The sequence below is a fragment of the Escherichia sp. MOD1-EC5990 genome (assembly GCF_002965285.1).
GTDB classification, from domain to species: Bacteria; Pseudomonadota; Gammaproteobacteria; order Enterobacterales; family Enterobacteriaceae; genus Escherichia; species Escherichia coli_F.
The window spans coordinates 31,107-57,402 of record NZ_PTRV01000003.1 but is presented as its reverse complement, the minus strand read 5'-3'; the positions used below and the strand labels follow the sequence as shown (position 1 = coordinate 57,402).

The 26,296-nt window shown below is 51.5% G+C and carries 24 protein-coding genes; 7 read left to right on the top strand and 17 right to left on the bottom strand.

The annotated features are described in order from the left end of the window. Positions 1–63 precede the first annotated feature (63 nt). Positions 64–1,431 (top strand): anaerobic C4-dicarboxylate transporter DcuC, encoded by a 1,368-nt coding sequence (gene dcuC, locus BEB42_RS04225; RefSeq protein ID WP_000467032.1) that lies wholly within the window; start codon positions 64–66, stop codon positions 1,429–1,431. A gap of 43 nt (positions 1,432–1,474) precedes the next feature. On the opposite strand, the gene sspB is transcribed toward dcuC, so the two are convergent. The 5 genes from sspB to zapE form a co-directional block, all read right to left on the bottom strand. Beyond that, entirely contained in the window at positions 1,475–1,972 is a 498-nt protein-coding gene (gene sspB, locus BEB42_RS04220) for a ClpXP protease specificity-enhancing factor (protein WP_000366126.1), read from the bottom strand. Positions 1,973–1,977: 5 nt separating this feature from the next. Beyond that, positions 1,978–2,616: a stringent starvation protein SspA gene (gene sspA, locus BEB42_RS04215; RefSeq protein WP_000257293.1), complete on the bottom strand. Its 639-nt coding sequence runs from the start codon at positions 2,614–2,616 to the stop codon at positions 1,978–1,980. A gap of 392 nt (positions 2,617–3,008) precedes the next feature. After that, positions 3,009–3,401, bottom strand: coding sequence for a 30S ribosomal protein S9 (gene rpsI, locus BEB42_RS04205; protein WP_000829818.1), 393 nt, complete (start codon positions 3,399–3,401; stop codon positions 3,009–3,011). A gap of 15 nt (positions 3,402–3,416) precedes the next feature. Further along, positions 3,417–3,845 (bottom strand): 50S ribosomal protein L13, encoded by a 429-nt coding sequence (gene rplM / locus BEB42_RS04200; protein ID WP_000847559.1) that lies wholly within the window; start codon positions 3,843–3,845, stop codon positions 3,417–3,419. 218 nt (positions 3,846–4,063) lie between these two features. After that, complete coding sequence (zapE, locus tag BEB42_RS04195) at positions 4,064–5,191, bottom strand: cell division protein ZapE (protein WP_001192355.1); 1,128 nt, start codon at positions 5,189–5,191, stop codon at positions 4,064–4,066. 193 nt (positions 5,192–5,384) lie between these two features. On the opposite strand from zapE, the gene zapG reads away from it, so the two are divergent. The 3 genes from zapG to degS all read left to right on the top strand — a co-directional run bounded on the left by zapG (position 5,385) and on the right by degS (position 8,461). After that, positions 5,385–5,783, top strand: coding sequence for a Z-ring associated protein ZapG (gene zapG, locus BEB42_RS04190; RefSeq protein ID WP_001295270.1), 399 nt, complete (start codon positions 5,385–5,387; stop codon positions 5,781–5,783). 153 nt (positions 5,784–5,936) lie between these two features. Further along, positions 5,937–7,304 carry a serine endoprotease DegQ gene (gene degQ, locus BEB42_RS04185; RefSeq protein ID WP_001295271.1) on the top strand — a complete coding sequence of 456 codons (1,368 nt, stop codon included), beginning with the start codon at positions 5,937–5,939 and terminating at the stop codon, positions 7,302–7,304. 89 nt (positions 7,305–7,393) lie between these two features. Continuing rightward, positions 7,394–8,461 carry an outer membrane-stress sensor serine endopeptidase DegS gene (gene degS, locus BEB42_RS04180; protein WP_000497723.1) on the top strand — a complete coding sequence of 356 codons (1,068 nt, stop codon included), beginning with the start codon at positions 7,394–7,396 and terminating at the stop codon, positions 8,459–8,461. Between the two features lie 62 nt (positions 8,462–8,523). On the opposite strand, the gene mdh is transcribed toward degS, so the two are convergent. After that, positions 8,524–9,462 (bottom strand): malate dehydrogenase, encoded by a 939-nt coding sequence (gene mdh, locus BEB42_RS04175; protein WP_001352905.1) that lies wholly within the window; start codon positions 9,460–9,462, stop codon positions 8,524–8,526. 434 nt (positions 9,463–9,896) lie between these two features. Between mdh and argR the strand changes: the two genes are divergently transcribed. Beyond that, a complete protein-coding gene (argR, locus tag BEB42_RS04170) occupies positions 9,897–10,367 on the top strand; it encodes a transcriptional regulator ArgR (RefSeq protein WP_001257846.1) in 471 nt (156 codons plus the stop codon). A gap of 364 nt (positions 10,368–10,731) precedes the next feature. Next, complete coding sequence (gene yhcN / locus BEB42_RS04165) at positions 10,732–10,995, top strand: peroxide/acid stress response protein YhcN (protein WP_000695690.1); 264 nt, start codon at positions 10,732–10,734, stop codon at positions 10,993–10,995. A gap of 55 nt (positions 10,996–11,050) precedes the next feature. On the opposite strand, the gene BEB42_RS04160 is transcribed toward yhcN, so the two are convergent. The 4 genes from BEB42_RS04160 to aaeX all read right to left on the bottom strand — a co-directional run bounded on the left by BEB42_RS04160 (position 11,051) and on the right by aaeX (position 14,531). Then, a complete protein-coding gene (locus tag BEB42_RS04160) occupies positions 11,051–11,323 on the bottom strand; it encodes a barstar family protein (RefSeq protein ID WP_001029013.1) in 273 nt (90 codons plus the stop codon). Between the two features lie 91 nt (positions 11,324–11,414). Then, complete coding sequence (gene aaeB / locus BEB42_RS04155; protein ID WP_000510964.1) at positions 11,415–13,382, bottom strand: p-hydroxybenzoic acid efflux pump subunit AaeB; 1,968 nt, start codon at positions 13,380–13,382, stop codon at positions 11,415–11,417. Between the two features lie 5 nt (positions 13,383–13,387). Beyond that, positions 13,388–14,320 carry a p-hydroxybenzoic acid efflux pump subunit AaeA gene (gene aaeA, locus BEB42_RS04150; protein ID WP_000854033.1) on the bottom strand — a complete coding sequence of 311 codons (933 nt, stop codon included), beginning with the start codon at positions 14,318–14,320 and terminating at the stop codon, positions 13,388–13,390. A 7-nt stretch (positions 14,321–14,327) separates the two neighbouring features. Beyond that, complete coding sequence (aaeX, locus tag BEB42_RS04145) at positions 14,328–14,531, bottom strand: p-hydroxybenzoic acid efflux pump operon protein AaeX (protein ID WP_000051841.1); 204 nt, start codon at positions 14,529–14,531, stop codon at positions 14,328–14,330. A gap of 182 nt (positions 14,532–14,713) precedes the next feature. Here aaeX and aaeR point away from each other — a divergent pair, with 182 nt between their 5' ends. Then, positions 14,714–15,643 (top strand): HTH-type transcriptional activator AaeR, encoded by a 930-nt coding sequence (aaeR, locus tag BEB42_RS04140; RefSeq protein WP_000440317.1) that lies wholly within the window; start codon positions 14,714–14,716, stop codon positions 15,641–15,643. 127 nt (positions 15,644–15,770) lie between these two features. On the opposite strand, the gene tldD is transcribed toward aaeR, so the two are convergent. From tldD to mreB, 7 genes are all read right to left on the bottom strand, one after another. Next, positions 15,771–17,216 carry a metalloprotease TldD gene (tldD, locus tag BEB42_RS04135; protein ID WP_000055909.1) on the bottom strand — a complete coding sequence of 482 codons (1,446 nt, stop codon included), beginning with the start codon at positions 17,214–17,216 and terminating at the stop codon, positions 15,771–15,773. Positions 17,217–17,371: 155 nt separating this feature from the next. Beyond that, complete coding sequence (gene yhdP / locus BEB42_RS04130) at positions 17,372–21,172, bottom strand: AsmA2 domain-containing protein YhdP (protein ID WP_001253575.1); 3,801 nt, start codon at positions 21,170–21,172, stop codon at positions 17,372–17,374. 67 nt (positions 21,173–21,239) lie between these two features. Further along, a complete protein-coding gene (rng, locus tag BEB42_RS04125) occupies positions 21,240–22,709 on the bottom strand; it encodes a ribonuclease G (RefSeq protein WP_000123197.1) in 1,470 nt (489 codons plus the stop codon). Further along, the gene (yhdE, locus tag BEB42_RS04120; protein WP_000203103.1) at positions 22,699–23,292 is read right to left on the bottom strand and encodes a nucleoside triphosphate pyrophosphatase YhdE; all 594 of its coding nucleotides are present in this window, start codon (positions 23,290–23,292) and stop codon (positions 22,699–22,701) included. The genes rng and yhdE overlap by 11 nt, the downstream gene beginning before the upstream one ends. A gap of 8 nt (positions 23,293–23,300) precedes the next feature. Further along, entirely contained in the window at positions 23,301–23,789 is a 489-nt protein-coding gene (gene mreD, locus BEB42_RS04115) for a rod shape-determining protein MreD (protein WP_000179409.1), read from the bottom strand. Continuing rightward, the gene (mreC, locus tag BEB42_RS04110; protein WP_105267178.1) at positions 23,789–24,892 is read right to left on the bottom strand and encodes a rod shape-determining protein MreC; all 1,104 of its coding nucleotides are present in this window, start codon (positions 24,890–24,892) and stop codon (positions 23,789–23,791) included. The genes mreD and mreC overlap by 1 nt, the downstream gene beginning before the upstream one ends. 65 nt (positions 24,893–24,957) lie before the next feature. Further along, entirely contained in the window at positions 24,958–26,001 is a 1,044-nt protein-coding gene (mreB, locus tag BEB42_RS04105) for a rod shape-determining protein MreB (RefSeq protein WP_000913396.1), read from the bottom strand. Between the last annotated feature and the right edge of the window lie 295 nt (positions 26,002–26,296).

The following is a 26,296-nucleotide window of genomic DNA, read 5'->3' as shown; positions in this document are numbered from 1 at the left end:
CATCATTGTTTTCAATCTGCCGTTTATGGGATTGACCGTTTTCTTTTGACACGGAGTTCAACAATGTTCGGCATAATTATATCTGTCATCGTATTAATGACGATGGGCTATTTGATCCTGAAAAACTACAAACCTCAAGTGGTGCTGGCTGCCGCAGGTATCTTCCTGATGATGTGCGGTGTCTGGTTAGGATTCGGTGGAGTACTCGATCCCGCCAAAAGCAGCGGCTACTTGATCGTCGATATTTATAATGAAATCCTGCGCATGCTGTCCAACCGCATTGCCGGGTTAGGGTTGTCGATTATGGCGGTGGGCGGGTATGCCCGCTACATGGAGCGCATAGGAGCCAGTCGGGCGATGGTGAGCTTGTTAAGCCGCCCGTTAAAACTCATTCGCTCGCCGTATCTTATTCTGTCGGCAACTTACGTTATCGGCCAAATCATGGCGCAGTTTATTACCAGCGCCTCCGGTCTGGGTATGTTGCTGATGGTCACCTTATTTCCAACACTAGTGAGTCTGGGAGTAAGTCGACTCTCTGCGGTGGCAGTTATCGCAACCACGATGTCCATTGAGTGGGGGATTCTGGAAACGAACTCTATTTTTGCGGCCCAGGTGGCAGGAATGAAAATTGCCACTTACTTCTTCCACTACCAGCTTCCGGTCGCCTCTTGCGTCATTATCTCGGTGGCGATCTCCCACTTTTTCGTGCAACGCGCTTTCGACAAAAAAGACAAAAATATCAATCACGAACAGGCAGAGCAAAAAGCTCTCGATAATGTCCCGCCGCTCTATTACGCCATTTTACCGGTGATGCCGTTAATCCTGATGCTCGGCTCGCTGTTCCTCGCCCACGTCGGGCTGATGCAGTTAGAACTGCATCTGGTGGTGGTGATGTTACTGAGTTTGACGGTGACGATGTTTGTTGAGTTTTTCCGCAAGCATAACTTGCGCGAAACAATGGACGATGTGCAGGCGTTTTTTGACGGCATGGGTACGCAGTTTGCCAACGTGGTAACGCTGGTGGTCGCGGGTGAAATATTTGCGAAAGGCTTAACGACGATTGGCACTGTCGATGCGGTTATCAGGGGTGCGGAGCATTCTGGTCTGGGCGGTATTGGCGTGATGATTATTATGGCGCTGGTCATTGCCATTTGTGCCATTGTGATGGGCTCAGGCAATGCGCCATTTATGTCATTTGCCAGTCTTATTCCGAATATCGCAGCCGGACTACATGTACCAGCGGTTGTAATGATTATGCCGATGCATTTTGCCACGACGCTAGCGCGCGCTGTTTCGCCGATTACTGCGGTGGTGGTCGTTACATCAGGAATTGCAGGTGTTTCGCCTTTTGCAGTGGTGAAGCGGACAGCGATCCCCATGTCAGTCGGTTTCGTGGTGAATATGATTGCCACTATCACGCTATTTTATTAAGCGATTAAAAAGACAAAACAGGCCGCCAGGGCCTGTTTTAGTATTACTTCACAACGCGTAATGCTGGTCGACCACCGCGTGGTGGCTGCGGTGGTTCATCGTCAGGATGAGTGTCATCATCGTGATCTGGCTTGTCGCCATCAATAACCGACATAACGGTTTCGTTGTCTGCCGATGCCTCTTCATCATTCATGATGCTGGCATCTTCATCGTAGGCAGCTTCAGGCTCAAACATCGTGCCTGCGCCATTTTCACGAGCGTAGATAGCCAGCACGGCAGCCAGCGGCACAGAAACCTGACGCGGAATGCCACCAAAGCGCGCGTTAAAACGCACCTCATCATTCGCCAGTTCCAGATTGCCGACAGCACGCGGCGCAATGTTGAGTACGATTTGCCCGTCACGCGCATATTCCATAGGAACCTGCACGCCAGGGAGCGTCACATCCACCACCAGGTGCGGCGTGAGCTGGTTATCCAGCAACCACTCATAGAATGCACGCAGCAGATAGGGACGACGTGGTGTTAGCTGTGACAAATCCATACAGATTAACTCCGGCCCAGACGCATTTCACGTTCTGCTTCAGTTAAAGAAGCAAGGAAAGAGTCACGTTCAAAGACGCGGGTCATATAGCCTTTCAGCTCTTTCGCACCCGGACCGCTGAACTCGATGCCCAGTTGCGGCAGACGCCACAGCAGCGGAGCAAGGTAGCAATCGACCAGGCTGAATTCATCGCTCAGGAAGTACGGCTTCTGACCGAAGACCGGCGCAATCGCCAGCAGTTCTTCGCGCAGTTGCTTACGTGCGGCATCTGCTTCAGAAGCTGAACCGTTGATGATGGTGTTCATCAGCGTGTACCAGTCTTTTTCGATGCGATGCATGTACAGACGGCTTTCACCGCGAGCTACCGGGTAAACAGGCATCAGTGGCGGATGCGGGAAACGCTCATCCAGATATTCCATAATGATGCGAGATTCCCACAGGGTCAGCTCACGATCCACCAGGGTCGGAACGCTCTGATTCGGGTTGAGGTCAATCAGATCCTGAGGCGGATTGTCCTTTTCCACGTGTTCGATCTCGAAACTTACACCTTTCTCAGCCAGCACAATGCGGACCTGATGGCTATAGATGTCAGTAGGACCGGAAAACAGCGTCATTACCGAACGTTTGTTGGCAGCGACAGCCATGAAAACCTCCAGGTATAGTCAGAATTTTTACTGCTACCAGCCACCAGGTGGCCAGTCAGAAGTTGTGTTACCCAGTAAGGAACGACTCTCTTTGTTCGAAAATCAAACAAAAAATGAGCAATACCCGACATTTGGGCAGAAAATTGGATGATAGTTTACCAGATTTTGTGACCTTTGTGGTGAGTCGATGCCGGAAATGGGGAAAAAGAGATGCGCTTTAGTCTGAAATGGTTGACTTAGTCCCTTATCGGCGATGTGGTTTTTGTTTTCTGTCTGTCAGGCGACAGCAAAAATCAACATTCCTTTTTTTACGCTGATTCAGATTTTAGCCATAAAAAAACCCGCCGAAGCGGGTTTTTTCGCAAATTGTTTTCTGCCGGAGCAGAAACCAATTAACGTTTGGAGAACTGCGGACGACGACGTGCTTTACGCAGACCGACTTTCTTACGTTCAACCTGACGAGCGTCACGAGTAACGAAGCCAGCTTTACGCAGTTCAGAACGCAGGGACTCGTCGTATTCCATCAGAGCGCGGGTGATACCGTGACGGATCGCACCAGCCTGACCAGAGATACCACCACCTTTAACGGTGATGTACAGGTCCAGTTTCTCAACCATGTCGACCAGTTCCAGCGGCTGACGAACTACCATGCGGGCAGTTTCACGACCGAAGTACTGTTCCAGAGAACGTTGGTTGATTACGATTTTACCGTTGCCCGGTTTGATGAAAACGCGAGCTGCGGAACTTTTGCGGCGACCAGTGCCGTAGTATTGATTTTCAGCCATTGCCTATAATCCCGATTAGATGTCAAGAACTTGCGGTTGCTGTGCCGCGTGGTTGTGCTCGTTACCCGCGTAAACTTTCAGTTTACGGAACATAGCACGACCCAGCGGGCCTTTTGGCAACATGCCTTTAACCGCGATTTCAATCACACGCTCAGGACGGCGAGCAATCATCTCTTCAAAGGTCGCTTGTTTGATACCACCGATGTGGCCGGTGTGGTGATAGTACACTTTGTCAGTACGCTTGTTGCCGGTTACAGCAACTTTGTCAGCGTTCAGAACGATGATGTAATCACCGGTATCTACGTGCGGAGTGTATTCCGCTTTGTGCTTACCGCGCAGGCGACGAGCCAGTTCAGTAGCCAGACGGCCCAGAGTTTTACCGGTCGCGTCAACAACATACCAGTCGCGTTTTACGGTTTCTGGTTTAGCTGTAAAAGTTTTCATTAAAAGCTTACCCAATAAATAGTTACACGTTGGTGAACACCCAAACGTCTTCAATTGTTGAGGTTCACACGACAAAGTCCGGCAAACCTACCCCTTCGAATAGCCTATGCCAGCACACAAAAAGTTTTGGGAAAAAAACTTTCTTGTAACGTGGGGTCGCAGGATTATAGAGAAGTCGGGGTCAAAGATCGACCCCTTTTTGTGATTTGTGGCAGGTTTTAACCCGCTAAATGCTCGCGCTTCAGATACTCTTCGCTTTGCATCTCTTGCAGACGTGACAGGCAACGCTGGAACTCAAACTTCAGCCGATCGCCCTGATAAATTTCATACAGCGGCACTTCTGCACTCACCACTAATTTGACATGGCGCTCGTAAAACTCATCCACCAGCGCAATAAAGCGCCGCGCTTCGCTCTCCATCAACCGCGTCATAACTGGTACATCAAACAACATGACCGTGTGAAAGAGGCGTGAGAGCGCAATATAGTCATGCTGACTACGGGCGTCGACGCACAGCGTAGTAAAAGAGACCGCCAGCGTCTGGTTCTCGACGCCCATTGTCGCCAATGGCCGATGGTTGATTTCTAACGTCGGTGAATTTTCTCGTTTCGCCCCCGCCAGCGCCAACCATAGTTTGTCCATTTGCGTCCGGGTTTCATCGTTGAGTGGCGAAAGCCACAGGTGCGCCTGAGTGAGCGTACGCAGTCGATAATCAACACCGGCGTCCACGTTCATTACATCACAATGCTGTTTAATGGCATCGATTGCAGGCAAAAAACGCGCACGTTGCAGGCCATTTCGATAAAGTTCGTCCGGCGGAATATTTGACGTCGCTACCAGGGTAATACCGCGGGCGAACAGGGCTTTCATCAGGCCGCCAAGTAGCATGGCATCGGTAATATCAGAAACAAAAAATTCGTCAAAACAGAGCACGTCAGTTTCTGCTTTAAAGCGATCGGCAATAATTTCCAGCGGATCGGTCTGCCCCTGCAAAGCAGTTAGCTCTTCATGTACCCGCAGCATAAAACGGTGAAAGTGCAGACGCTGTTTCCGCTCTCCCGGCAGGCTTTGATAGAAAAGGTCCATCAGCCAGGTTTTTCCGCGTCCTACCCCGCCCCACATATATAAGCCACGCACTGGCGTATGCTGTGTGTCTTCGCGTTTACCCCACAGCTTACCGACCCGCGCCATTAGCCCACTCGTCCTGGGGGCTGGAGGCGTACTATTGATGAGTTCCTGATAAATAATTTCCAGGCGGCTGACGGCCTCTTTTTGAACGTCGTCGGGTTGATGGCTGCCTTCATTGAGCGCCTTCAGGTATTGCGATGTTGGGGTAACGCTTTGCATGATCTTATTGTTATTCCTTGAATAATCGGTGCGCCGTTGTTCACGGTTGACGAAAAAAAGGCCGTTCTACACTACGCGATATGCAGTCGGGATTCCACTTCTGTGGAATTAACGGTTATAGTGGCATAATCAGCCGCAGGCATGGAGCCTGAAGCCAACACCCTACGGAAACAAAAGACAACGGGAGATGTTCATGACCTGGGAATATGCGCTAATTGGGTTAGTCGTCGGCATCATTATTGGTGCTGTGGCCATGCGTTTTGGTAATCGTAAACTACGCCAGCAACAGGCGTTGCAGTACGAACTGGAAAAGAATAAAGCTGAACTGGACGAGTATCGCGAAGAGCTGGTTAGCCACTTTGCCCGCAGCGCGGAATTACTGGATACCATGGCGCACGACTATCGCCAGCTGTATCAACACATGGCGAAAAGCTCCAGCAGCCTGCTGCCGGAACTGTCTGCTGAAGCAAACCCGTTCCGTAATCGTCTGGCAGAGTCTGAAGCCAGCAACGATCAGGCACCGGTGCAGATGCCTCGCGACTATTCTGAAGGCGCGTCAGGCCTGCTGCGTACTGGCGCGAAGCGCGACTAATTTATTTTTCGGGCGCAGCCATTGCGCCCTCCTCTTCTTTCCCTCCCCGACTATCATTTAATCTGGTGTCTCATTGTTAGCCGTCTGAAAATTCAATAACATCAAACTGTTTTGAATCTCTTTTCTTATCATTCAGGTACGAGAGCAGGAATAATGAAAAAACAAACCCAGCTGTTGAGTGCATTAGCGTTAAGTGTCGGGTTAACTCTCTCGGCGTCATTTCAGGCCGTTGCGTCGATTCCAGGCCAGGTTGCCGATCAGGCCCCTCTTCCCAGTCTGGCCCCAATGCTGGAAAAAGTGCTTCCGGCAGTGGTGAGCGTACGGGTGGAAGGAACGGCCAGTCAGGGACAGAAAATCCCGGAAGAATTCAAAAAGTTTTTTGGTGATGATTTACCGGATCAACCTGCACAACCCTTCGAAGGTTTAGGCTCCGGTGTCATCATCAACGCCAGTAAAGGCTATGTGCTGACTAACAACCATGTGATTAATCAGGCACAGAAAATCAGTATTCAGCTCAATGATGGGCGCGAGTTTGATGCAAAACTGATTGGTAGCGATGACCAGAGCGATATCGCCCTGTTACAAATTCAAAACCCGAGCAAATTAACGCAAATCGCTATTGCCGACTCCGATAAATTGCGCGTCGGTGATTTTGCCGTGGCGGTCGGTAACCCATTTGGCCTTGGGCAAACCGCCACCTCTGGCATTGTTTCCGCATTAGGCCGCAGCGGGTTGAATCTTGAAGGTCTTGAAAACTTTATCCAGACAGATGCTTCCATTAACCGCGGTAACTCCGGCGGTGCACTGTTAAACCTTAACGGTGAGTTAATTGGCATCAACACTGCAATCCTTGCGCCTGGCGGTGGGAGCGTCGGGATTGGATTTGCCATCCCCAGTAATATGGCGCGAACACTGGCGCAGCAGCTTATCGACTTTGGTGAAATCAAACGCGGTCTGTTAGGCATCAAAGGCACCGAGATGAGTGCCGATATCGCCAAAGCCTTCAACCTTGACGTACAGCGTGGCGCGTTTGTCAGCGAAGTGCTGCCAGGTTCTGGCTCGGCAAAAGCGGGCGTCAAAGCGGGCGATATTATTACCAGCCTCAACGGCAAACCACTGAATAGCTTTGCTGAGTTGCGCTCTCGTATCGCAACCACCGAGCCGGGCACGAAAGTAAAGCTCGGCCTGCTGCGTAATGGCAAACCACTGGAAGTAGAAGTGACGCTCGATACCAGTACCTCTTCGTCAGCCAGTGCTGAAATGATCACGCCAGCGCTGGAAGGTGCAACGTTGAGCGATGGTCAGCTAAAAGATGGCGGCAAAGGCATTAAGATCGATGAAGTAGTCAAAGGTAGCCCAGCCGCTCAGGCTGGTTTGCAAAAAGACGATGTGATCATTGGCGTCAACCGCGATCGGGTGAACTCGATTGCTGAAATGCGTAAAGTGCTGGCGGCAAAACCGGCCATCATCGCCCTGCAAATTGTACGCGGCAATGAAAGCATCTATCTGCTGATGCGTTAATGTGGTAAACCGGGCATCAGGCTGACGTGTGATGTCCGGTTAACTCGTGGTATGCTGCTGCCGTTCCCTTTTTTAATGACGCCTCCATCATGTTTGTGAAGCTCTTACGTTCCGTTGCGATTGGATTAATTGTCGGCGCTATTCTGCTGGTTGCCATGCCTTCACTGCGCAGCCTTAACCCGCTTTCCACTCCGCAATTTGACAGTACCGATGAGACGCCTGCCAGCTATAATCTGGCGGTTCGCCGCGCCGCGCCAGCGGTGGTTAACGTTTACAACCGTGGTTTGAACACCAACTCTCACAACCAGCTTGAGATCCGCACCCTGGGATCCGGTGTAATCATGGATCAACGCGGTTATATCATCACCAATAAACACGTCATCAACGACGCCGATCAGATCATCGTCGCCTTACAGGATGGTCGTGTATTTGAAGCATTACTGGTGGGATCTGACTCTCTAACCGATCTGGCGGTACTTAAAATTAATGCCACTGGCGGTTTACCTACCATTCCAATCAATGCACGTCGCGTACCGCACATTGGTGACGTGGTACTGGCGATCGGTAACCCGTACAACCTCGGGCAGACCATTACCCAGGGGATTATTAGTGCCACGGGTCGAATTGGTCTGAACCCGACCGGGCGGCAAAACTTCCTGCAAACCGATGCTTCCATTAACCACGGTAACTCTGGCGGCGCGCTGGTGAACTCGCTGGGCGAACTGATGGGCATTAACACGCTGTCGTTTGATAAGAGTAACGATGGCGAAACGCCGGAAGGTATCGGCTTTGCGATTCCTTTCCAGTTAGCAACCAAAATTATGGATAAGCTGATCCGCGATGGTCGCGTGATCCGCGGCTACATTGGTATCGGCGGACGTGAGATCGCACCACTGCACGCGCAGGGCGGTGGTATAGATCAACTGCAAGGGATCGTGGTTAATGAAGTGTCACCTGACGGCCCGGCGGCGAATGCGGGTATTCAGGTCAATGATTTGATTATTTCGGTGGATAACAAACCGGCCATCTCTGCTCTGGAGACGATGGATCAGGTGGCGGAAATTCGCCCTGGCTCGGTGATCCCGGTTGTAGTGATGCGTGATGATAAGCAGTTAACGCTGCAGGTCACCATTCAGGAATATCCGGCAACCAATTAAGGCCAACGTGAAAGACAAAAAACCGGAGTCTGTGCTCCGGTTTTTTATTATCCGCTAATCAATTACTTATTAACGAACTCTTCGCCCAGGGCGATATCTTTCTTCAGCGTATCCAGCATACCTTCCAGCGCGTTCTGTTCAAATGCGCTCAGGGTGCCGATAGATTTACGCTCTTCCACGCCGTTTTTACCCAGCAGCAGCGGTTGAGAGAAGAAACGTGCGTACTGACCGTCGCCTTCAACGTAGGCACATTCGACAACGCCTTGTTCGCCCTGTAGTGCGCGAACCAGAGACAGACCAAAACGTGCAGCTGCCTGGCCCATAGACAGGGTTGCAGACCCGCCACCGGCTTTCGCTTCAACCACCTCAGTACCCGCGTTCTGGATACGTTTGGTCAGTTCAGCCACTTCCTGCTCGGTAAAGCTAACGCCAGGAACCTGTGACAGCAGCGGCAGAATGGTAACACCAGAGTGACCGCCAATTACCGGCACTTCAACTTCGCCCGGCTGTTTGCCTTTCAGTTCCGCAACAAAGGTGTTGGAACGAATGATATCCAGCGTGGTAACGCCGAACAGTTTGTTTTTGTCATAAACACCGGCTTTTTTCAGCACTTCAGCAGCAATCGCAACTGTGGTGTTAACCGGGTTAGTGATAATACCAATGCACGCTTTTGGGCAGGTTTTCGCAACTTGCTGTACCAGATTTTTCACGATGCCGGCGTTAACGTTAAACAGGTCGGAACGATCCATACCCGGTTTACGCGCTACACCTGCAGAGATAAGAACGACATCTGCGCCTTCCAGCGCCGGAGTCGCATCTTCACCAGAAAAACCTTTGATTTTCACAGCAGTAGGGATATGGCTCAAATCGACAGCCACACCGGGAGTCACTGGAGCGATATCATACAGAGAGAGTTCTGAACCTGAAGGCAGTTGGGTTTTTAACAGTAGTGCAAGCGCCTGGCCAATACCGCCAGCAGCGCCGAGGACTGCGACTTTCATCCTAAACTCCTTATTATATTGATAAACTAAGATATGTTGCTCCGCTGCCGCGACCTTAATCCACAAAATTGCCGTTTACAATGACCACATCTCAAGAATGTGTAGTCACGCAAGTTTAGCGTTTATGCATTTAATTGCCGTAATCAGGAACCTAACTTACGTAATTAACAGTCGCTTATGCATTAGCGCAACATTCCAACAGGTGGTGACAATATACCCTACCGTTCAGCCAAAACAACATCAATTTGATAACAATTAATTTACTTTTAAGCAGAATTTGCATGCCGTGACGCAGGCATGTTTCTCAATAACGAAATTTGATAAAATCCCGCTCTTTCATAACATTATTTCAGCCTTCTTCAGGGCTGACTGTTTGCATAAAAATTCATCTGTATGCACAATAATGTTGTATCAACCACCATATCGGGTGACTTATGCGAAGCTCGGCTAAGCAAGAAGAACTAGTTAAAGCATTTAAAGCATTACTTAAAGAAGAGAAATTTAGCTCCCAGGGCGAAATCGTCGCCGCGTTGCAGGAGCAAGGCTTTGACAATATTAATCAGTCTAAAGTCTCGCGGATGTTGACCAAGTTTGGTGCTGTACGTACACGCAATGCCAAAATGGAAATGGTTTACTGCCTGCCAGCTGAACTGGGTGTACCAACCACCTCCAGTCCATTGAAGAATCTGGTGCTGGATATAGACTACAACGATGCAGTTGTCGTGATTCATACCAGCCCTGGCGCGGCGCAGTTAATTGCTCGCCTGCTGGACTCACTGGGCAAAGCAGAAGGTATTCTGGGCACCATCGCTGGCGATGACACCATCTTTACTACCCCTGCTAACGGTTTCACCGTCAAAGACCTGTACGAAGCGATTTTAGAGCTGTTCGACCAGGAGCTTTAATATCTGCCCCGTCGCTTCTGGCGGCGGGGAAAATGTTGCTTTTCCCTCTCATCCCCCTGCTTTCTCCTACGATTAATTTAACGAATAGTGCGTTTTAGCGCGACACATCATTCACATAATGAATACATGAGTTAAAAAAAGCACATTATGCAAAATTCATTATCTAATTGAAAATAATAGAATTAATAATAAATAACCGTGTTTTTAATTCTTTTTTGTTATTAAAACTCACACTTTTAACACTTGGTATCAACCGAAACAGTTAGCGCGATATTAATTAGCTCAATAATTAGTGTATACTTGATTCTGTGATATGGGTCACGAAACAAAGGCCCAGCTAAAAGATTATGTCGAGGTAAAAATCATGAAAATCAAAACCACTGTTGCTGCATTAAGCGTACTTTCTGTTCTCTCTTTCGGTGCATTCGCTGCCGACTCCATTGATGCTGCACAAGCACAAAATCGTGAAGCAATCGGGACCGTATCCGTAAGTGGTGTGGCGTCTTCGCCAATGGATATGCGTGAAATGCTGAACAAAAAAGCGGAAGAGAAAGGCGCAACGGCCTACCAGATTACTGAAGCTCGTAGCGGTGACACCTGGCACGCTACGGCTGAACTGTACAAATAAACCCTCATCGTCTTGTCCGACGATATTGCCCCCGGTTCGGGGGCTTTTTTTTGCGCTAATGACGAACATTAAAACGCAAATGCCCTTCCAGCTCTTCCTCTGCCTCATCAAACAGCAATATTAATGCGCCAAAACGGCGACGCGTTTTCTCTCCCAGATGAACAAATTCAATCTCAAGTGGTAGCGGCAGGACATCGTTCATTAACACATCCCATAGAGAGTCGAGATCGCGTACTTTATCTTTTGCCAGACCAAAGGTTTGGCTAAAGTCGCGATAAAAATCCTCCTGACTCTCAATCTCATCAAAATCAAAGGTATAAATATTCATCTGTTGCCACCGTCACGTTTCGCGGCGAGTTCTGCCGTTCATTGCTAAGTATAGCCATGAAAAAACCGACGCTTTTGGCGTCGGTTTTGACTTAACTATCGGTCAACGCATGTTGATACTTATGGAGCATACCCGTAAGCCGATGTACCGGTTCCGTCACCTGCGGAGGCGCTTGCCAGATGCGTAGCTTTTCCTGGTAGATTTCCAGTTCTTCCAGCAACTGGCCAAAGTACCGACGGCGTTTATCATCGCTACGGGCAGATATCACATGGTCTGCTGTGCGGCGCATTTGTCGGTGAAACGCCGATAAATCCTCGTTAACCGGGATCGGCGCATCACGCAGGCGCTGGTGCGCGATAATCATCGTCAGTGCCAGGCGAAATTTCGGCAAATCCCCTGGGAACTTATTCATCAGCAAAAACAGCTGCTGATAAAGTGCTGGGAGGTGATTCTCTTTACGACGTGCCACATTGGTAGTCATCGCGGAAACAGCGGCAGAAACAAACTGATTAAGCAGTACACGTCCAGTCCTGTCGCGCGATTTATCCCGCACCAGCAAAATAACGGTGAACGCGAGCACACAGCCGACGATTTGCCCTAATGCGCTGTCGAGAAACTGACTGAAATGGAAAGTCATCGGGTTATCCAGCACGATAATGTTTATGGTGCTGGCCAGCGCCCCCATCGAGCCCAATCGCCGTTTCTGTACTTCAATGCCAAGGAAGAATCCCAGCACTGCCAGGCTAATACACAGCAATAACATGCTTTGTTGGGTATTAGGGATAATCACCAAAAAGTAGAGTAGCCCTAACGGCAGCGCCGCCAGCGTCCCATAAATAAAGTCGATCGCCACCATGCGTGGATTCGGCAAACGCATTGCCAGTGACGTCACTACCGCAATCATCACCATTGCACCACTGCCGGAAGTCCAGCCCGTCCACAGCCAGAAAAGCGTCCCCAGAATGCAGGAAAGTGTGGTTCGCCAGAAGTTAACCATCGCATGATGACGTTCGGCTGACTCTACTTTGACTTCCGGTTCGCCTTGCAGGATCTCTTCTTCAGTAGCGTTGATTTTTGTGTTACTGATAACGCCGCGCTTGAGAAGCTGATAACGCGTTGCCGCCGCGACCCAGCTATAAATGGTGACAGGCGTTTCCCGTTCCCCGGTCCAGGCGATAACTCTCCGCAGGCGTTTGAGCTGCTTGTGGACGTCCTGCGCGGTTTCTACCGGCGTGTCAAAAAATTCGCGGAAAGTATCAGTGATCAATTCCGGGCGCGTATTCTGAATAAGATAAGTTTCGCAGGATTGGGTAATCAGCGTCAGCGATAGCGTATTGATCGCTTTTAAACGTCGATTGGCCCGCGCCCAGCGGGAAGATTCCATATTCAGGTTGCTGCGCATACCTTGTAACGCCGTGGTGCGTCGCACCAGATCGCCCCAGGCTTTATCGACAACTTCACCATCGCCATGCTTGATACAGAGTTGCATTAATTGATATTGCGCGACCAGCAAACTTTCCAGCTCTCGATCCACTTCTTGTTTGATCGATCGCGGAGAAAAGAGCAAATCCGCCATAATTGCACACACAATACCGATAACGATCTCGCTACAACGTTCGACGGCAAACTGCGGCGTAAGCAATGGTTCCGGCTGAATGGTGATCACAATGATCAGCGCGGTATAACCGGCCAGCCCCCACGCATACGAGTTTTCTATTCGTACCAGCGAGGATATCCAGGTACAAAAACCGGCCCAGATACAGCACACCAGAATCATCAATAATGGTGCGCGGATCATCGCAATGATGATCACCAGTCCGGCAATACAGCCAATAAATGTGCCGATGATGCGCAAAAAGCCACGATAGCGAATAGCGCCAGAATACGGTTCACCTCCCGCAGCAAAGGCCGGACCGGCGGCAACAATCGCCGCTGTCAGTACCGCCCAGCGTGGCGTTTCCAGCTGGAAGTGAAAGCCAACAAACAGCGCCAGTACAATGGCGGTCGCCAGTTTTACCGCAAAGCGAATATGTTGGTTAGCAATGGAGAAAATACCCATCGTGATTAACCAAACTCACGCAGGCGATGGGCCATTTTACGGAAGAACGAATCCTGGCTTTCGTCGCGATCTTGTTTGCCAGTGACCACCACTGTAGCAGTGGTGCCCGCAGGCCAGATGTTCTCTTGCTGGTTGTCGAGACGAATACGAACCGGAACACGTTGCGCCAAACGCACCCATTCAAGGTTAGAGTCGATGGTCGCCATCCCTTTGTCGTCACGCGTGCTGCTGGCGTTGGTGACCCCAGCGGCAACACTATCAACAGTCCCTTTCAGCACTTTGTTACTGCCAAGCGGCGTGATCTCTGCACGATACCCAGGGCGCACCCCTTCCAGCTTAGTTTCTTCCATATAGGCCAGTACATAGAAGGAGTTCTGTTTCACCAGCGCAACCGCCGTTGATCCACGGGTAATAAACTCACCGGTATAGACGTTGAGGTTGGTCACCCAGCCATCTGCTGGCGCGCGGATCACCGTGCGTTCAAGATCCAGTTTTGCCAGATCGCGGGTCGCCTGCGCTTTCGCTAACTGATGCAGAACCGTTTGTAGTACGTTGTTGGCCTGATCGATCTCTTCGCGAGACATCGCCTGCACACCGAGACGGTTACGACGTCCGGCCTCCTGGCGTTTCTCCTGTGCCAGTACCTGATAATAAGCAACATCGGCTTGCGCTTCCTCAAGCGCCTTTTGATAACGCGGCTGGTCGATGGTGAACAGTACCTGTCCTTTTTTCACCAGCTGGTTATCATGAACATTCACCTGGGTAATGAGTCCAGAAACGTCCGGCGCGATCGCAACGACGTCAGCGCTAAAGCGCGCGTCACGCGTCCACGGGGATTCGGTGTAATAGACCCAGGCATTAAAAATTGCGATGAAGGCCAGAATGACTAATACGACCGTGATGGCCGTACGGGAGAATTTTCTTATTAGTGTTTTCACTTCAACCTCAAACGAACAGTCGCGATATCAAATAAAACAAGCAGCAATAGAGCGCGGTGTTGAACAACGCCGGATGCCAGACAAAGTCGTAGATACCTGTTGGCACAAGTACCCGGCGCACCAGCCAGAAAATCGCCAGTGATAAAAGCAATTCGAAAAATATCGGTGGGAAGGACAGCCCAAACACCACGATAACGGGAAACAGACTCATGTTGACCTTGGTTGTATAGAGAGAGCAGGCGTTATTATTTTCAGCATCTGTCGCCGCAGAGAAGGGCATGGAAAGCCGGGCGAGAGCAACATTGCTGTAGATTGATATTTAATATATTAACGTAACTGTTATGCTGTTATCTATATTATGTGATCTAAATCACTTTTAAGTCAGAGTGAATAATGGAACGACTAAAACGCATGTCGGTGTTTGCCAAAGTAGTTGAATTTGGCTCTTTTACCGCCGCCGCCAGACAGCTACAGATGAGCGTTTCGTCCATCAGTCAGACGGTGTCAAAACTGGAAGATGAGTTGCAGGTAAAGCTGTTAAACCGTAGCACACGCAGCATTGGCCTGACCGAAGCCGGTAGAATTTACTACCAGGGCTGCCGTCGGATGCTCCATGAAGTGCAGGATGTTCATGAGCAACTGTATGCCTTCAATAACACCCCCATCGGGACGCTGCGCATTGGCTGTTCTTCAACTATGGCACAAAATGTTCTCGCCGGGCTAACAGCCAAAATGCTGAAAGAATACCCAGGTTTGAGCGTTAATCTGGTTACCGGAATTCCTGCCCCCGACCTGATTGCCGACGGTCTGGATGTGGTGATCCGCGTCGGCGCGTTGCAAGATTCCAGCCTGTTTTCCCGCCGTCTGGGCGCGATGCCAATGGTGGTGTGCGCCGCAAAAAGCTATCTCACACAATACGGCATACCGGAAAAACCCGCCGATTTAAGTAGCCATTCATGGCTTGAATACAGCGTGCGGCCCGACAATGAATTTGAACTGATCGCACCGGAAGGGATCTCGACTCGCCTGATCCCGCAAGGGAGATTTGTGACTAATGATCCGATGACGCTGGTGCGCTGGCTGACTGCAGGCGCTGGGATCGCCTACGTGCCGCTGATGTGGGTGATCAACGAGATCAATCGCGGGGAACTCGAGATCCTGCTGCCGCGTTACCAGTCAGATCCACGCCCGGTTTATGCGTTGTATACCGAAAAAGATAAGCTGCCGCTGAAGGTACAGGTCGTGATCAACTCACTGACGGATTATTTTGTTGAGGTCGGTAAATTGTTTCAGGAAATGCACGGGCGCGGGAAAGAGAAGTAATTCATATTGTACTGTTACGTTGTACAAACCTGTGCCAACGGGTTCCCCTAACCTTCTCCACAGAGGGGCAAGGGGACCGTTCATGCACGTGGAAGGATTAATTATCCTTCTGAAAATACTGAAATTATTACGCGGTACCGCCAACAGTCAGGTTATCAACTTTCAGCGTTGGCTGGCCCACGCCAACCGGTAAACTTTGCCCTTCTTTACCGCAGACACCCACGCCGTTATCCAGTTTCAGGTCGTTGCCCACCATCGAAATCTGCTGCATGGTTTCGATACCGGAACCAATCAACGTCGCGCCTTTCACCGGCTTCGTTACTTTACCGTTTTCAATCAGATACGCTTCTGAAGTGGAGAAAACGAATTTGCCGGATGTAATATCCACCTGACCGCCACCAAAGTTCGGTGCATAGATACCGTACTCAACAGATTCAATAATTTCTTGCGGGGTCGATTTACCCGGCAGCATATAGGTGTTGGTCATACGCGGCATCGGCAGATGAGCGTAAGATTCACGGCGACCGTTGCCAGTCGGCGTCATTCCCATCAAACGCGCGTTGAGTTTATCCTGCATATAGCCTTTCAGGATGCCATTCTCAATCAGCACGTTGTACTGGCCTGGCGTACCTTCGTCATCAATCGCCACCGAACCACGGCGATCGACCATCGTGCCGTCATCAACCACGGTACACAGTTCAGAAGCCACCAGCTCCCCGACCTGTCCACTAAATACTGAAGTGCCACGGCGGTTGAAGTCGCCTTCCAGACCGTGCCCCACCGCTTCATGCAACAGCACGCCCGGCCAACCTGCGCCAAGTACTACCGGCATGGTGCCTGCTGGTGCGGCGACGGCAGAAAGATTGACCAGCGCCATACGCACTGCTTCTTTTGCCCACGCATCCGCACGGACTTCACCGTCGAGATCGGCAAGGAAGAACTCATAACCAAAACGACCGCCGCCGCCACTGGCACCGCGTTCGCGTTTGCCATCTTCTTCGACCAGAACGCTCACGGAAAGACGCACCAGCGGACGAACATCCGCCGCCAGCGTGCCGTCGGTGGCCGCAACCAGAATTAATTCATAAACGCCGCTGAGGCTGGCAGTCACTTCCTGTACGCGCTTGTCCGCTTCGCGGGCAACCTTATCGACTCGACGCAGGATATCCAGCTTCTCTTCACGGCTCATGCTTTGCAGCGGATCTACCGAGGTATACAACGGGCTATGCTCTACCGCGCCCAGCGTCTGTACTTTGCCATCACCACTATCACGAACGATGGTGCGCGCCGCTTGCGCACTCTGTTCCAGCGCCAGCAGGCTGATTTGGTCTGCGTAAGCAAATCCGGTTTTTTCACCGCTGATTGCACGCACACCAACACCCTGATCGATGTTGTAAGAACCATCTTTAATAATGCGGTCTTCTAAAACCCAGGATTCGTGATAGCTCGACTGAAAATAGAGATCGCCATAATCAAGGCGACGTTCGGCCAGTTGACCGAGGATCGCGAACAAGTCCTGATGTTTCAGGCCGTTCGCCGCTAGCAATTGTTCACTTACCAGGTTCAGACTCATCGTTTTTGCTACTCGTTAGTTACTGCAGTAGAGGATTTTTTACGGCTGCCGGATGCGGCGTGAACGCCCTATCCGGCCTACGGTTATGTTCCGGCTCGTTGGCCTTTGGCAACGATTATCATATGAGATTGGGGCAATTACGCGCCCTCGTCAAATCATTGCGCTTTTTCTTTACGCGGTTGGCGCAACACTTCGTTGATTTGCGGATCGTCCAGCGGACCCGAAATGTGATAGCGCAAAATGGAGACTTTGCTCCACAGCGGTCCCAGCACTTTACTGGCGGCAAACACTGCCGCGCCAACAATGGGGTTAACCGCAAAGGCCGCAGCCACACCCACCGTCGCAGAAATCTCTGGTGCGACAACCGCTTCCATATTCAGGTCGCGACGTACCAGATTTACCGACCCTTTCATGGCGATATCCGCCTCCAGGCCATCCACCAGCGTGTCGTCGGTGTGCATAACGCCGTCTTTAATCCACGCGGTGCTGCGAATGGAGTCAAAATAGAACCCTTCGCCAAAGGTGTCTCTGAAATCAAAACGCAGCTTACGCATCAGGGCATCAACGCTCAGTAGGCGCAGCAATTGCCCGGCATGTCCGGTGTTGATTTCGGTAATTTCGCCTTTGCCCAGTTGAGTATGAATGATGCCATTCAACGTCGCCTCATCTGGCTGCCAGGGTGCTTTGCGCCAGTGTAAATCGTAATCCACATTAAATGACGACTGGCGTATGGGCGTCGTGACACCAAAAAATTCTGCGGCGGCATCAATTTTCTGCCCGCGCAGTTTTCCTTTCAGCGAGGTGCGTTCATTTCCCGGATTGTTAACCCATTCACCATCGGCAGTGAGCCGCGAAAAACCAGTATCAATCAGTCCATTAGTCAGTGTTAACGTATCGCCAGAAATAGTGATATCACTGTCAATGCGACCGAATTTTTGCCCCCAGAACCAACACTCTGCGCAACGTATTTGCGCGTCCGGCCAGCCACGGAAGCTAATGCGCTCCGTTGTCGGGAGAGATAATGAATTCGTTGAATCACCACGAGTTTTCGCCTCGCTCGGGTTGTAATAAAGATATTTGATATTCGCCAGCCACGGCGCGTTATTACGCATCGCCAGCGTGGCGTTGATTTCACGCCCTTGCGCCTCAACCTGGGTGCCATTTGCCGTCGGTTGCGAAACAATACTCAGGTTATTCCATTGCTGATTTCCCAGCGACAACATAGGCGTACGTAACGTTATGTGTTGTGGGAAACTCGCTGCACCACCGACACTCTCCGCCGCACCTTTCTGGAACAGGGCCAGCCACTCGGCACCATTCATCGGCGGCATATTGAGTTCAACACCACTTTGTTCCGGCAACGGCGGGAGCGTTTTACTGTCTGCCGCCCAAATAGCACGGTCGAGCGTCAGCTTTTGACCGAGCAACCAGCGGCTATTGAAATGGTTATCCGCACCAGCCTGTCCGGTTAAATCAAAACTGTTGAGATTGCCATCAACCTTAACGTTTACCGGCAGTGGTTCACCCGCAGGTTTGGCTAACGGTGAAGGTAAGTGACTGCTCACATTCTTCAAATCGCCGTTTAGCTCTACGTTATACGTCGCGCCAGCATGATAAGGCAGCTCAATGCCCACTTTACCATCCCACACCACGCTGCCACTTAATGCTTCGTTCACCGCTGCAGGCAGAACGCCGGTTTTCGCTGGTTGCCAGTTACCGTTGAGATTCACCGCGACCTGGTAGGCTTTTGCCCCTTCTTTGGTGGAAAAATCCACGTTCAACGGCTGATTAAACCAGTTCGCTGTCAGTGGTTCACTTTGCAGGTCGCCATTGATAAAGCTAAATTTGCCACTCAAATTTTTCAGGGTGCTGTCGAGTGGTTTGATAAACAGACTGTTGTTACGCAGCGTCACTTCACCTTTCGCGGTAACCAGTTCGCCGTTAAGCGGAATATCGAGATGTAAGCGAGCATTCACATCGCCGTCGAGCTGGAGTTCTTGCAGGGTCGCACCCAGAGAATCTTTCAACGGTGTCTCATCAAAGTAAGGGCCAACGGCTTTACCCGGACCTTTAATGTCAGCGTCAATCAGCAGTTTTTCTTTTGAGTAGTCAGGGATCACTGCGGTGAGATCAGTGGCCCGCACACCGCCCAGATTAACGCCATCGGTTTTCATCCATAAACCGTCGTTAATAAAGTCCAGTTCAATATCGAGGTTCGTTAACGCAGGCCAGTCCGGCTGGAAGGCAAACTTCGCTTTGCGCAGCGGCACCAGCACTTCAAACTGACCTTCGTTGTGTTTATAGGGGAAGAGTTGCGGATTGCCACCATAAACCAGCGTCGCGTTATCCGCTTCACCGCCCTGAATCGCGCCACTTAAGTAATCAACCAGGTCTTTACCCATCAAGTTTTCCGGGAAATAGCGCCAGGCTTGTGAACCATCATCGGTACTGATGCCAGCCAGAATACCCAGCCAGGGTTCATCGTTAGCAGGTTGCAGGTAACGAAAACCGCCGCGCGCATGGACGGCTTTGGCTTTAACGTCAATATTACGCCCATCCAGCTGGAAACCTTTGTCATTGTTCAGCCAGCTTATCGTAGCCTGGCCGTCTGCGATTTCCAGTGGCGCACGGAATACCGTTTCGTAAGGCATCTTTGCCTGCTTCATCGACGCGGTAAGCAAACCATTTTCTACGCTGCCGGAAAGCGTCCCGGAGAAGTGTTCCGCACCCGGTAATAATTTCCATTGCTTCCAGGCCAGATCGCTCCACGATGCCTGAAAACGGGTCTTGTCTGCCGCCTGAAGCGGGATATCCAGCGCCAGAGTGTTAATCTTGCCGCTCGGTTGTGTGGAGCGCCAAACATCACCCAGCGCAGGTGAAAGTTTCGCGGCCAGCGGGCGTACGCCCTCCAGGCCTGCCAGCTCCAGATTACTGGCGCGAATCCGGAGTTCGTCACTGCGTTTATTGTCTTTGCCGCCAACGTTCTGTTCCGGTATCCAGGCCAGCGTCAATGCTCCGCTCGGCCAGGGTTTGCCGTCCATCGTGATCCGTGTGTCGGGAATAGAGAACTGCCAGCCCGGGTTTTCACGCGTAATATGCGCGGTAAGATTATCCACCGACAGCGTATGCGTTTGCTTCTCGCCCAACCAGCTGGCACCGCCCTGTTTCAGCCAGACGTCACCGCCGGTTACATCGCCTTTGTCGATCGTCATCCAGCCTTCAAGGGAGAACTGTGCCGTTTCCAGCGCAATATTGTCCTGCATCCATTTACCGAGCCACGGCTTCAGGTCGATGTCATCCGCCTGGAGCCAGACGCGACCATTGCTTAACAACCCCTCATCATCGCGCAAATCCATGCGCACCTGCATCACGCCGTGCTGTCCGGTAAGGCTGGAGAGGCTTACCAGGCCTTCCGCACGGTGTCGACGTGGATCGTTCAGCCAGGTGAGTTGTGGGATCGCCAGCTCGGCACGCTGACCGGATGGCGTCAGGAAACTGACTTCACTGTCGCGGAGATCGAAATGGTCGAACTGACGAAGAAACAGATCGCTGATGTGACTGGCTTCCAGGCTATCATTACCACCACCGCTGGTGATAGGAGTGTTGGTGCGAAAGCGCAGCTGCCAGAAAGTGAGATCACGAAACTGCCAGCGCATATGTAACAGGCTTTGCCAGACATCCAGCGCCAGAGTAACGCGTTTAACCGAAAATTCGCCGCCATCTTTTAGTTCTGCACGGATGTCGTGCGCTTCAAGCGTCGGGCCAAAATTCTGCCAGCTGGCTGAGAGCTGACTGGCTTCAACCGGCATGCCAGTCGCGGATTCTATTTTGTTGAGGATTTCCGGACGCCAGGCGTCAAGATGCGGTAAAGCAATACGCAGGCCGCTAACCAGCAGGGCAGCGATCACAACGAGCGCGGCTCCAGTAAGCAGTAAAATCCCCGGCAATCGCCTCACCCGTCACTCCTTGTCTGCTAAAAATGTGACTCAAAAACCCTTTGCCGGATGGCGGCCCAGCATCTGTTTACATCATTACGACGTCAAACTGCTCCTGGTTATAGAGCGGTTCAATTTGTACTTTAACCTGTTTGCCAACGAAAATTTCCACTTCCGCCAGCGAGTGTGACTCTTCGCCTTTCAAGGCTTCGGCTACTGCCGGAGAAGCATAGACCAGGAAACGGTCGGAATCGTAAGCATGGTGTACACGAACAATCTCGCGCATGATTTCATAGCATACCGTTTCCACGGTTTTCACCGTTCCGCGACCGTGACAGGTTGGGCATTCGTTACATAGTACGTGCTCAATGCTTTCGCGAGTGCGTTTACGCGTCATCTCCACCAGCCCCAGCGCCGAAAAACCATTAACGCTGGTTTTCACCCGGTCTTTGCTCAACGCCTGCTCCAGCGAATGCAACACGCGGCGACGGTGATCTTCATTATTCATGTCGATGAAATCAATAATGATGATCCCGCCCAGGTTACGCAACCGTAACTGGCGAGCAATAGCCTGCGTCGCTTCAATATTGGTATTGAAGATGGTGTCGTCCAGATTGCGATGACCGACAAACGCCCCGGTATTGATGTCCACGGTGGTCATCGCTTCGGTCTGGTCGATAATCAGATAGCCACCGGATTTTAGTTCAACTTTGCGTTCCAGCGCCCGCTGGATTTCGTTTTCAACATCAAAGAGATCGAAAATCGGCTGGCGGCCTGTGTAATGCTCCAGCTTGCTGGTCATCTCGGGAATGTACTCCGAGGTAAACTCCAGCAATGCTTCGTAAGTCAGGCGCGAGTCAACGCGAATGCGGTCCAGCTCGGCGTCGGCGAAATCACGCAGAACACGCTGCGCCAACGCCAGTTCGCCGTATAGCTGATAACGGGTCTGCGGGCGCTTTTTACGCTCCATGACTTTGGTCCAGACACGTTTCAGATAAGCGGCATCGGAGGCCAGTTCAGCCTCACCAACACCTTCCGCTGCAGTACGGATGATAAACCCGCCCTGCTCGTCGCAATACTCCGCGACCACTTTTTTCAGGCGTTCACGTTCGGATTCGCTTTCGATACGTTGGGAAACCCCAACATGAGAAGCACCTGGCATAAAAACCAGATAGCGAGATGGCAGAGTGATATCGGTGGTCAGGCGCGCACCTTTAGTACCAAGCGGATCTTTCACCACCTGCACCATCAGATCTTGCCCCTGACGGACCAGTTCCGAGATGTCGCGCACCGTGAATTGCTTTTGCTCTTCACCCGCCACACACTCAGTATGCGGCATGATGTCGGATGCATGAAGAAACGCGGCTTTATCCAGCCCAATATCTACAAAAGCCGCCTGCATACCCGGAAGTACACGACTTACACGACCCTTGTAGATATTGCCTACTATTCCGCGTCGCGCCTCACGTTCAATATGAATTTCCTGCAGAATACCGCCATCAATATACGCCACTCGCGTTTCCGAAGGCGTTACGTTTACCAACAATTCAGCCGTCATGTTTATCCCTTTTCTCACGCAGTGCGTTAAAATTACTTAATAATTCATACGTTTCAACCAGCGGTAAGCCGACTACGGCGTGATAGCTGCCATTTATCTTCCTGACAAAACAGCCACCCAACCCCTGAATACCGTATGCACCTGCTTTATCTAACGGTTCTCCGCTGGCGACATAGCCCGCGATGTCTTCGTCTGTTAACGTTCTGAACGTCACATCGGTGACCACCAGGCAATCGAGAATGTGCTGACTGTCGGCCAACGCCACTGCCGTCATCACCTGATGGGTCTGGCCCGATAATTTGCGCAACATCTGCGCCGCATGTTCTGCGTCGCGCGGTTTCTCCAGCACTTCTCCATTCAGGATAACGATAGTATCCGCACCCAGCACCGGGAGATCCTGCGCCGTGTGCGTGACACCCGCCTGTGCTTTCTCGCGCGCCAGACGCACAACATATTGCTGCGCGCTCTCCTGCGGCTGACGCTGCTCCTCAATGCCCGTAACAATACGTTCAAAGGTCACGCCAAGTTGCGCAAGTAACTCCTGACGACGCGGAGAACCGGAAGCTAAATACAGAGAAGTCATAGAAACCTTTATTGCACTGCAAACTGCTGACGGACTTTACGCATCAGCAAGAAAATCCACGGCCAGAGCACTCCATTGACTACACTACTCCAGAACACTTCCGGTCTGAAAGAGACGTTAATCACTAAAAACTCTGCCCAGAAAACAATAATATCCACCACCAGCGAAAGCAACATGACGACCAGCGCCTGCTGCCATAATGCGAGGTTGCGGAAAAGCTGATATTTCAGCGCCACCAGGTAAGCAATGATGCTCATCGCCAACACGCGTACGCCAAGCGTCGAGCCGCTAATCAGATCCAGTATGGCACCCATCACAAAACCTGTGCCCACATTTACGCGATGGGGCAAGGCCAGGATCCAATACAACAGAATAAGCAACACCCAGTTTGGCCGGAAAACAATCAGGTTGTCCGGCCAGGGCATGATTTGCAGCAACAGCGCAATGAGGAAAGAGAGCCAGATTACCCAGCGTCCCTGGCTACGATAGCTCGCCACTATTGCCCTCCCGGCGCACGCGCAGGCGGTTGAGCACCACTTTGCGGCGGCGTAGCCCTTTGTGGAGAGCGATTAGCAGCAGGCTGTGTCGGCGCAGCAGGCGCAGTAGCTGCATTTTCTGTCGCCGGTTGCTGCGGAGTCGGCTGAGCGATCCCCGTTGCCGGTTCGGGTAACTTTGGCCCCATCGCGTCTGGCGAAGGCAATACCTGCGGCATCATCTGCATCAGACGTTCATTAGCAACACGATGCACCTCTTCCGGCGTCATCGGGTTAGCGCCGTTACGATCCGCGCCCCACAGCAGCAGCAGATAACGCAAACGTTGCAGTCCCGCAGTCGGACGCGCCTGAATCACAGTATAAGCGCGCTGGGTATCGAGTTTTACGGAAGAGACAACCGCCACCGGATAGCCTTCCGGGAAACGACCGCCCAGACCGGAAGTCACCAGCACATCACCAACACGAATATCCGTATTCGCTGGCAGATGCTCAAGCTGCAAATCATCCGTACAACCGTTACCGGCTGCAATTACGCGGATATCGTTGCGCAGCACCTGGATTGGCAGCGCGTGGGTCGCATCACAAATCAGCAGCACGCGACTGGTCAGTTTAGCGACGGCCACCACCTGACCAACAACACCTTTGTCGCTGATGACCGGCTGGCCTTCATAAACGCCATTAACGCTACCTTTATCGATAACAACTTGATCGCTATAAGGATCGTTAACCGTAGAGATAACCTGAGTCACCATTTTCTGCTCATCCTGACGCAGCGGGGAACCCAGCAGCTCGCGCAGACGCGCGTTCTCCTGTTTGTATTGTCCAAGCATCAGCAGTTCACTGTTTTTCAGCAACAGTTCCTGACGTAACGCCCGGTTTTCAAGTTCTAGTTGGTCACGCGAGGCCAGCGTCTGCGATACGCCATCCAGCAATTCACGAGGAGCATTGGAAACAAAGTAGAAAGGACTGACGGCGGTATCCATATAAGTACGGATTTGACTGAACGTCCCCAGGCGGCTGTCGGCAATAATAATGCCGAGCGCCACCAGCACCGCCAGAATAAGGCGAATCTGTAGCGACGGGCCACGGCTAAAAATTGGCTTCATAAGTTATGCGTATTCTCGTATCAGACCAGGCAGGGTAAACAGACGCTTCCCCTGCCTGTATCCGATTACTCTTCGCTGAACAGGTCGCCGCCGTGCATGTCGATCATTTCCAGTGCTTTGCCGCCACCGCGCGCCACACAGGTCAGCGGGTCTTCAGCAACAACGACTGGAATGCCGGTTTCTTCCATTAACAAACGGTCAAGGTTACGCAGCAGTGCGCCACCGCCGGTGAGCACCATGCCGCGCTCGGAGATGTCGGAAGCCAGTTCCGGCGGACACTGTTCCAGTGCAACCATTACTGCGCTCACAATACCGGTCAGCGGTTCCTGCAGTGCTTCGAGGATTTCGTTGGAGTTCAGAGTAAAACCGCGTGGAACACCTTCTGCCAGGTTACGGCCACGAACTTCGATTTCACGGACTTCATCGCCCGGGTAAGCCGAACCGATTTCATGCTTGATACGTTCTGCGGTGGCTTCACCGATCAGAGAACCGTAATTACGACGCACATAGTTGATGATAGCTTCATCAAAACGGTCACCACCAATGCGCACGGAAGAGGAGTAAACCACGCCGTTCAAGGAGATAACAGCAACTTCAGTGGTACCACCACCGATATCAACCACCATAGAACCGGTCGCTTCAGAAACCGGGAGGCCAGCACCAATTGCGGCAGCCATCGGTTCTTCAATCAGGAAGACTTCACGGGCACCAGCGCCCTGCGCGGATTCACGAATTGCGCGGCGTTCAACCTGGGTTGCGCCAACCGGCACACAAACCAGAACGCGCGGGCTTGGGCGCATAAAGCTGTTGCTGTGCACTTGTTTGATGAAGTGCTGGAGCATTTTTTCAGTCACGAAGAAGTCGGCGATAACGCCGTCTTTCATTGGGCGAATAGCAGCAATATTGCCCGGCGTACGGCCCAGCATCTGCTTCGCGTCATGACCTACTGCAGCTACGCTTTTCGGTGAACCGGCACGATCCTGACGAATGGCCACCACGGAAGGCTCATTCAATACGATGCCTTGTCCTTTTACATAAATGAGGGTATTCGCAGTACCCAGGTCAATGGACAAGTCATTGGAAAACATGCCACGAAATTTTTTCAACATACTAAGGGATAATCCTGAAAGCTGGGGCGGAAAAGAAAATCCGCTTACTTTACCAACCACACGCAGCAGCGACAAGGCGCAAAAATCATCTGCTACGGTGAAAATTAGTGCAGTTCGTTTCCTTTGTTACAAATCTCTGCCTGAGTCCAGAAAGGCTTAATGCATCAGCAGCATTCCTCGCCTGTTTGCAACCGCGTAAGGTCATTCATCTGCATATGTGCTGCAACAATCTGGCGAGCAGACAAGCACACTCCCATGAGACGCAGCGCGCGTTATTCTACGTGAAAACGGATTA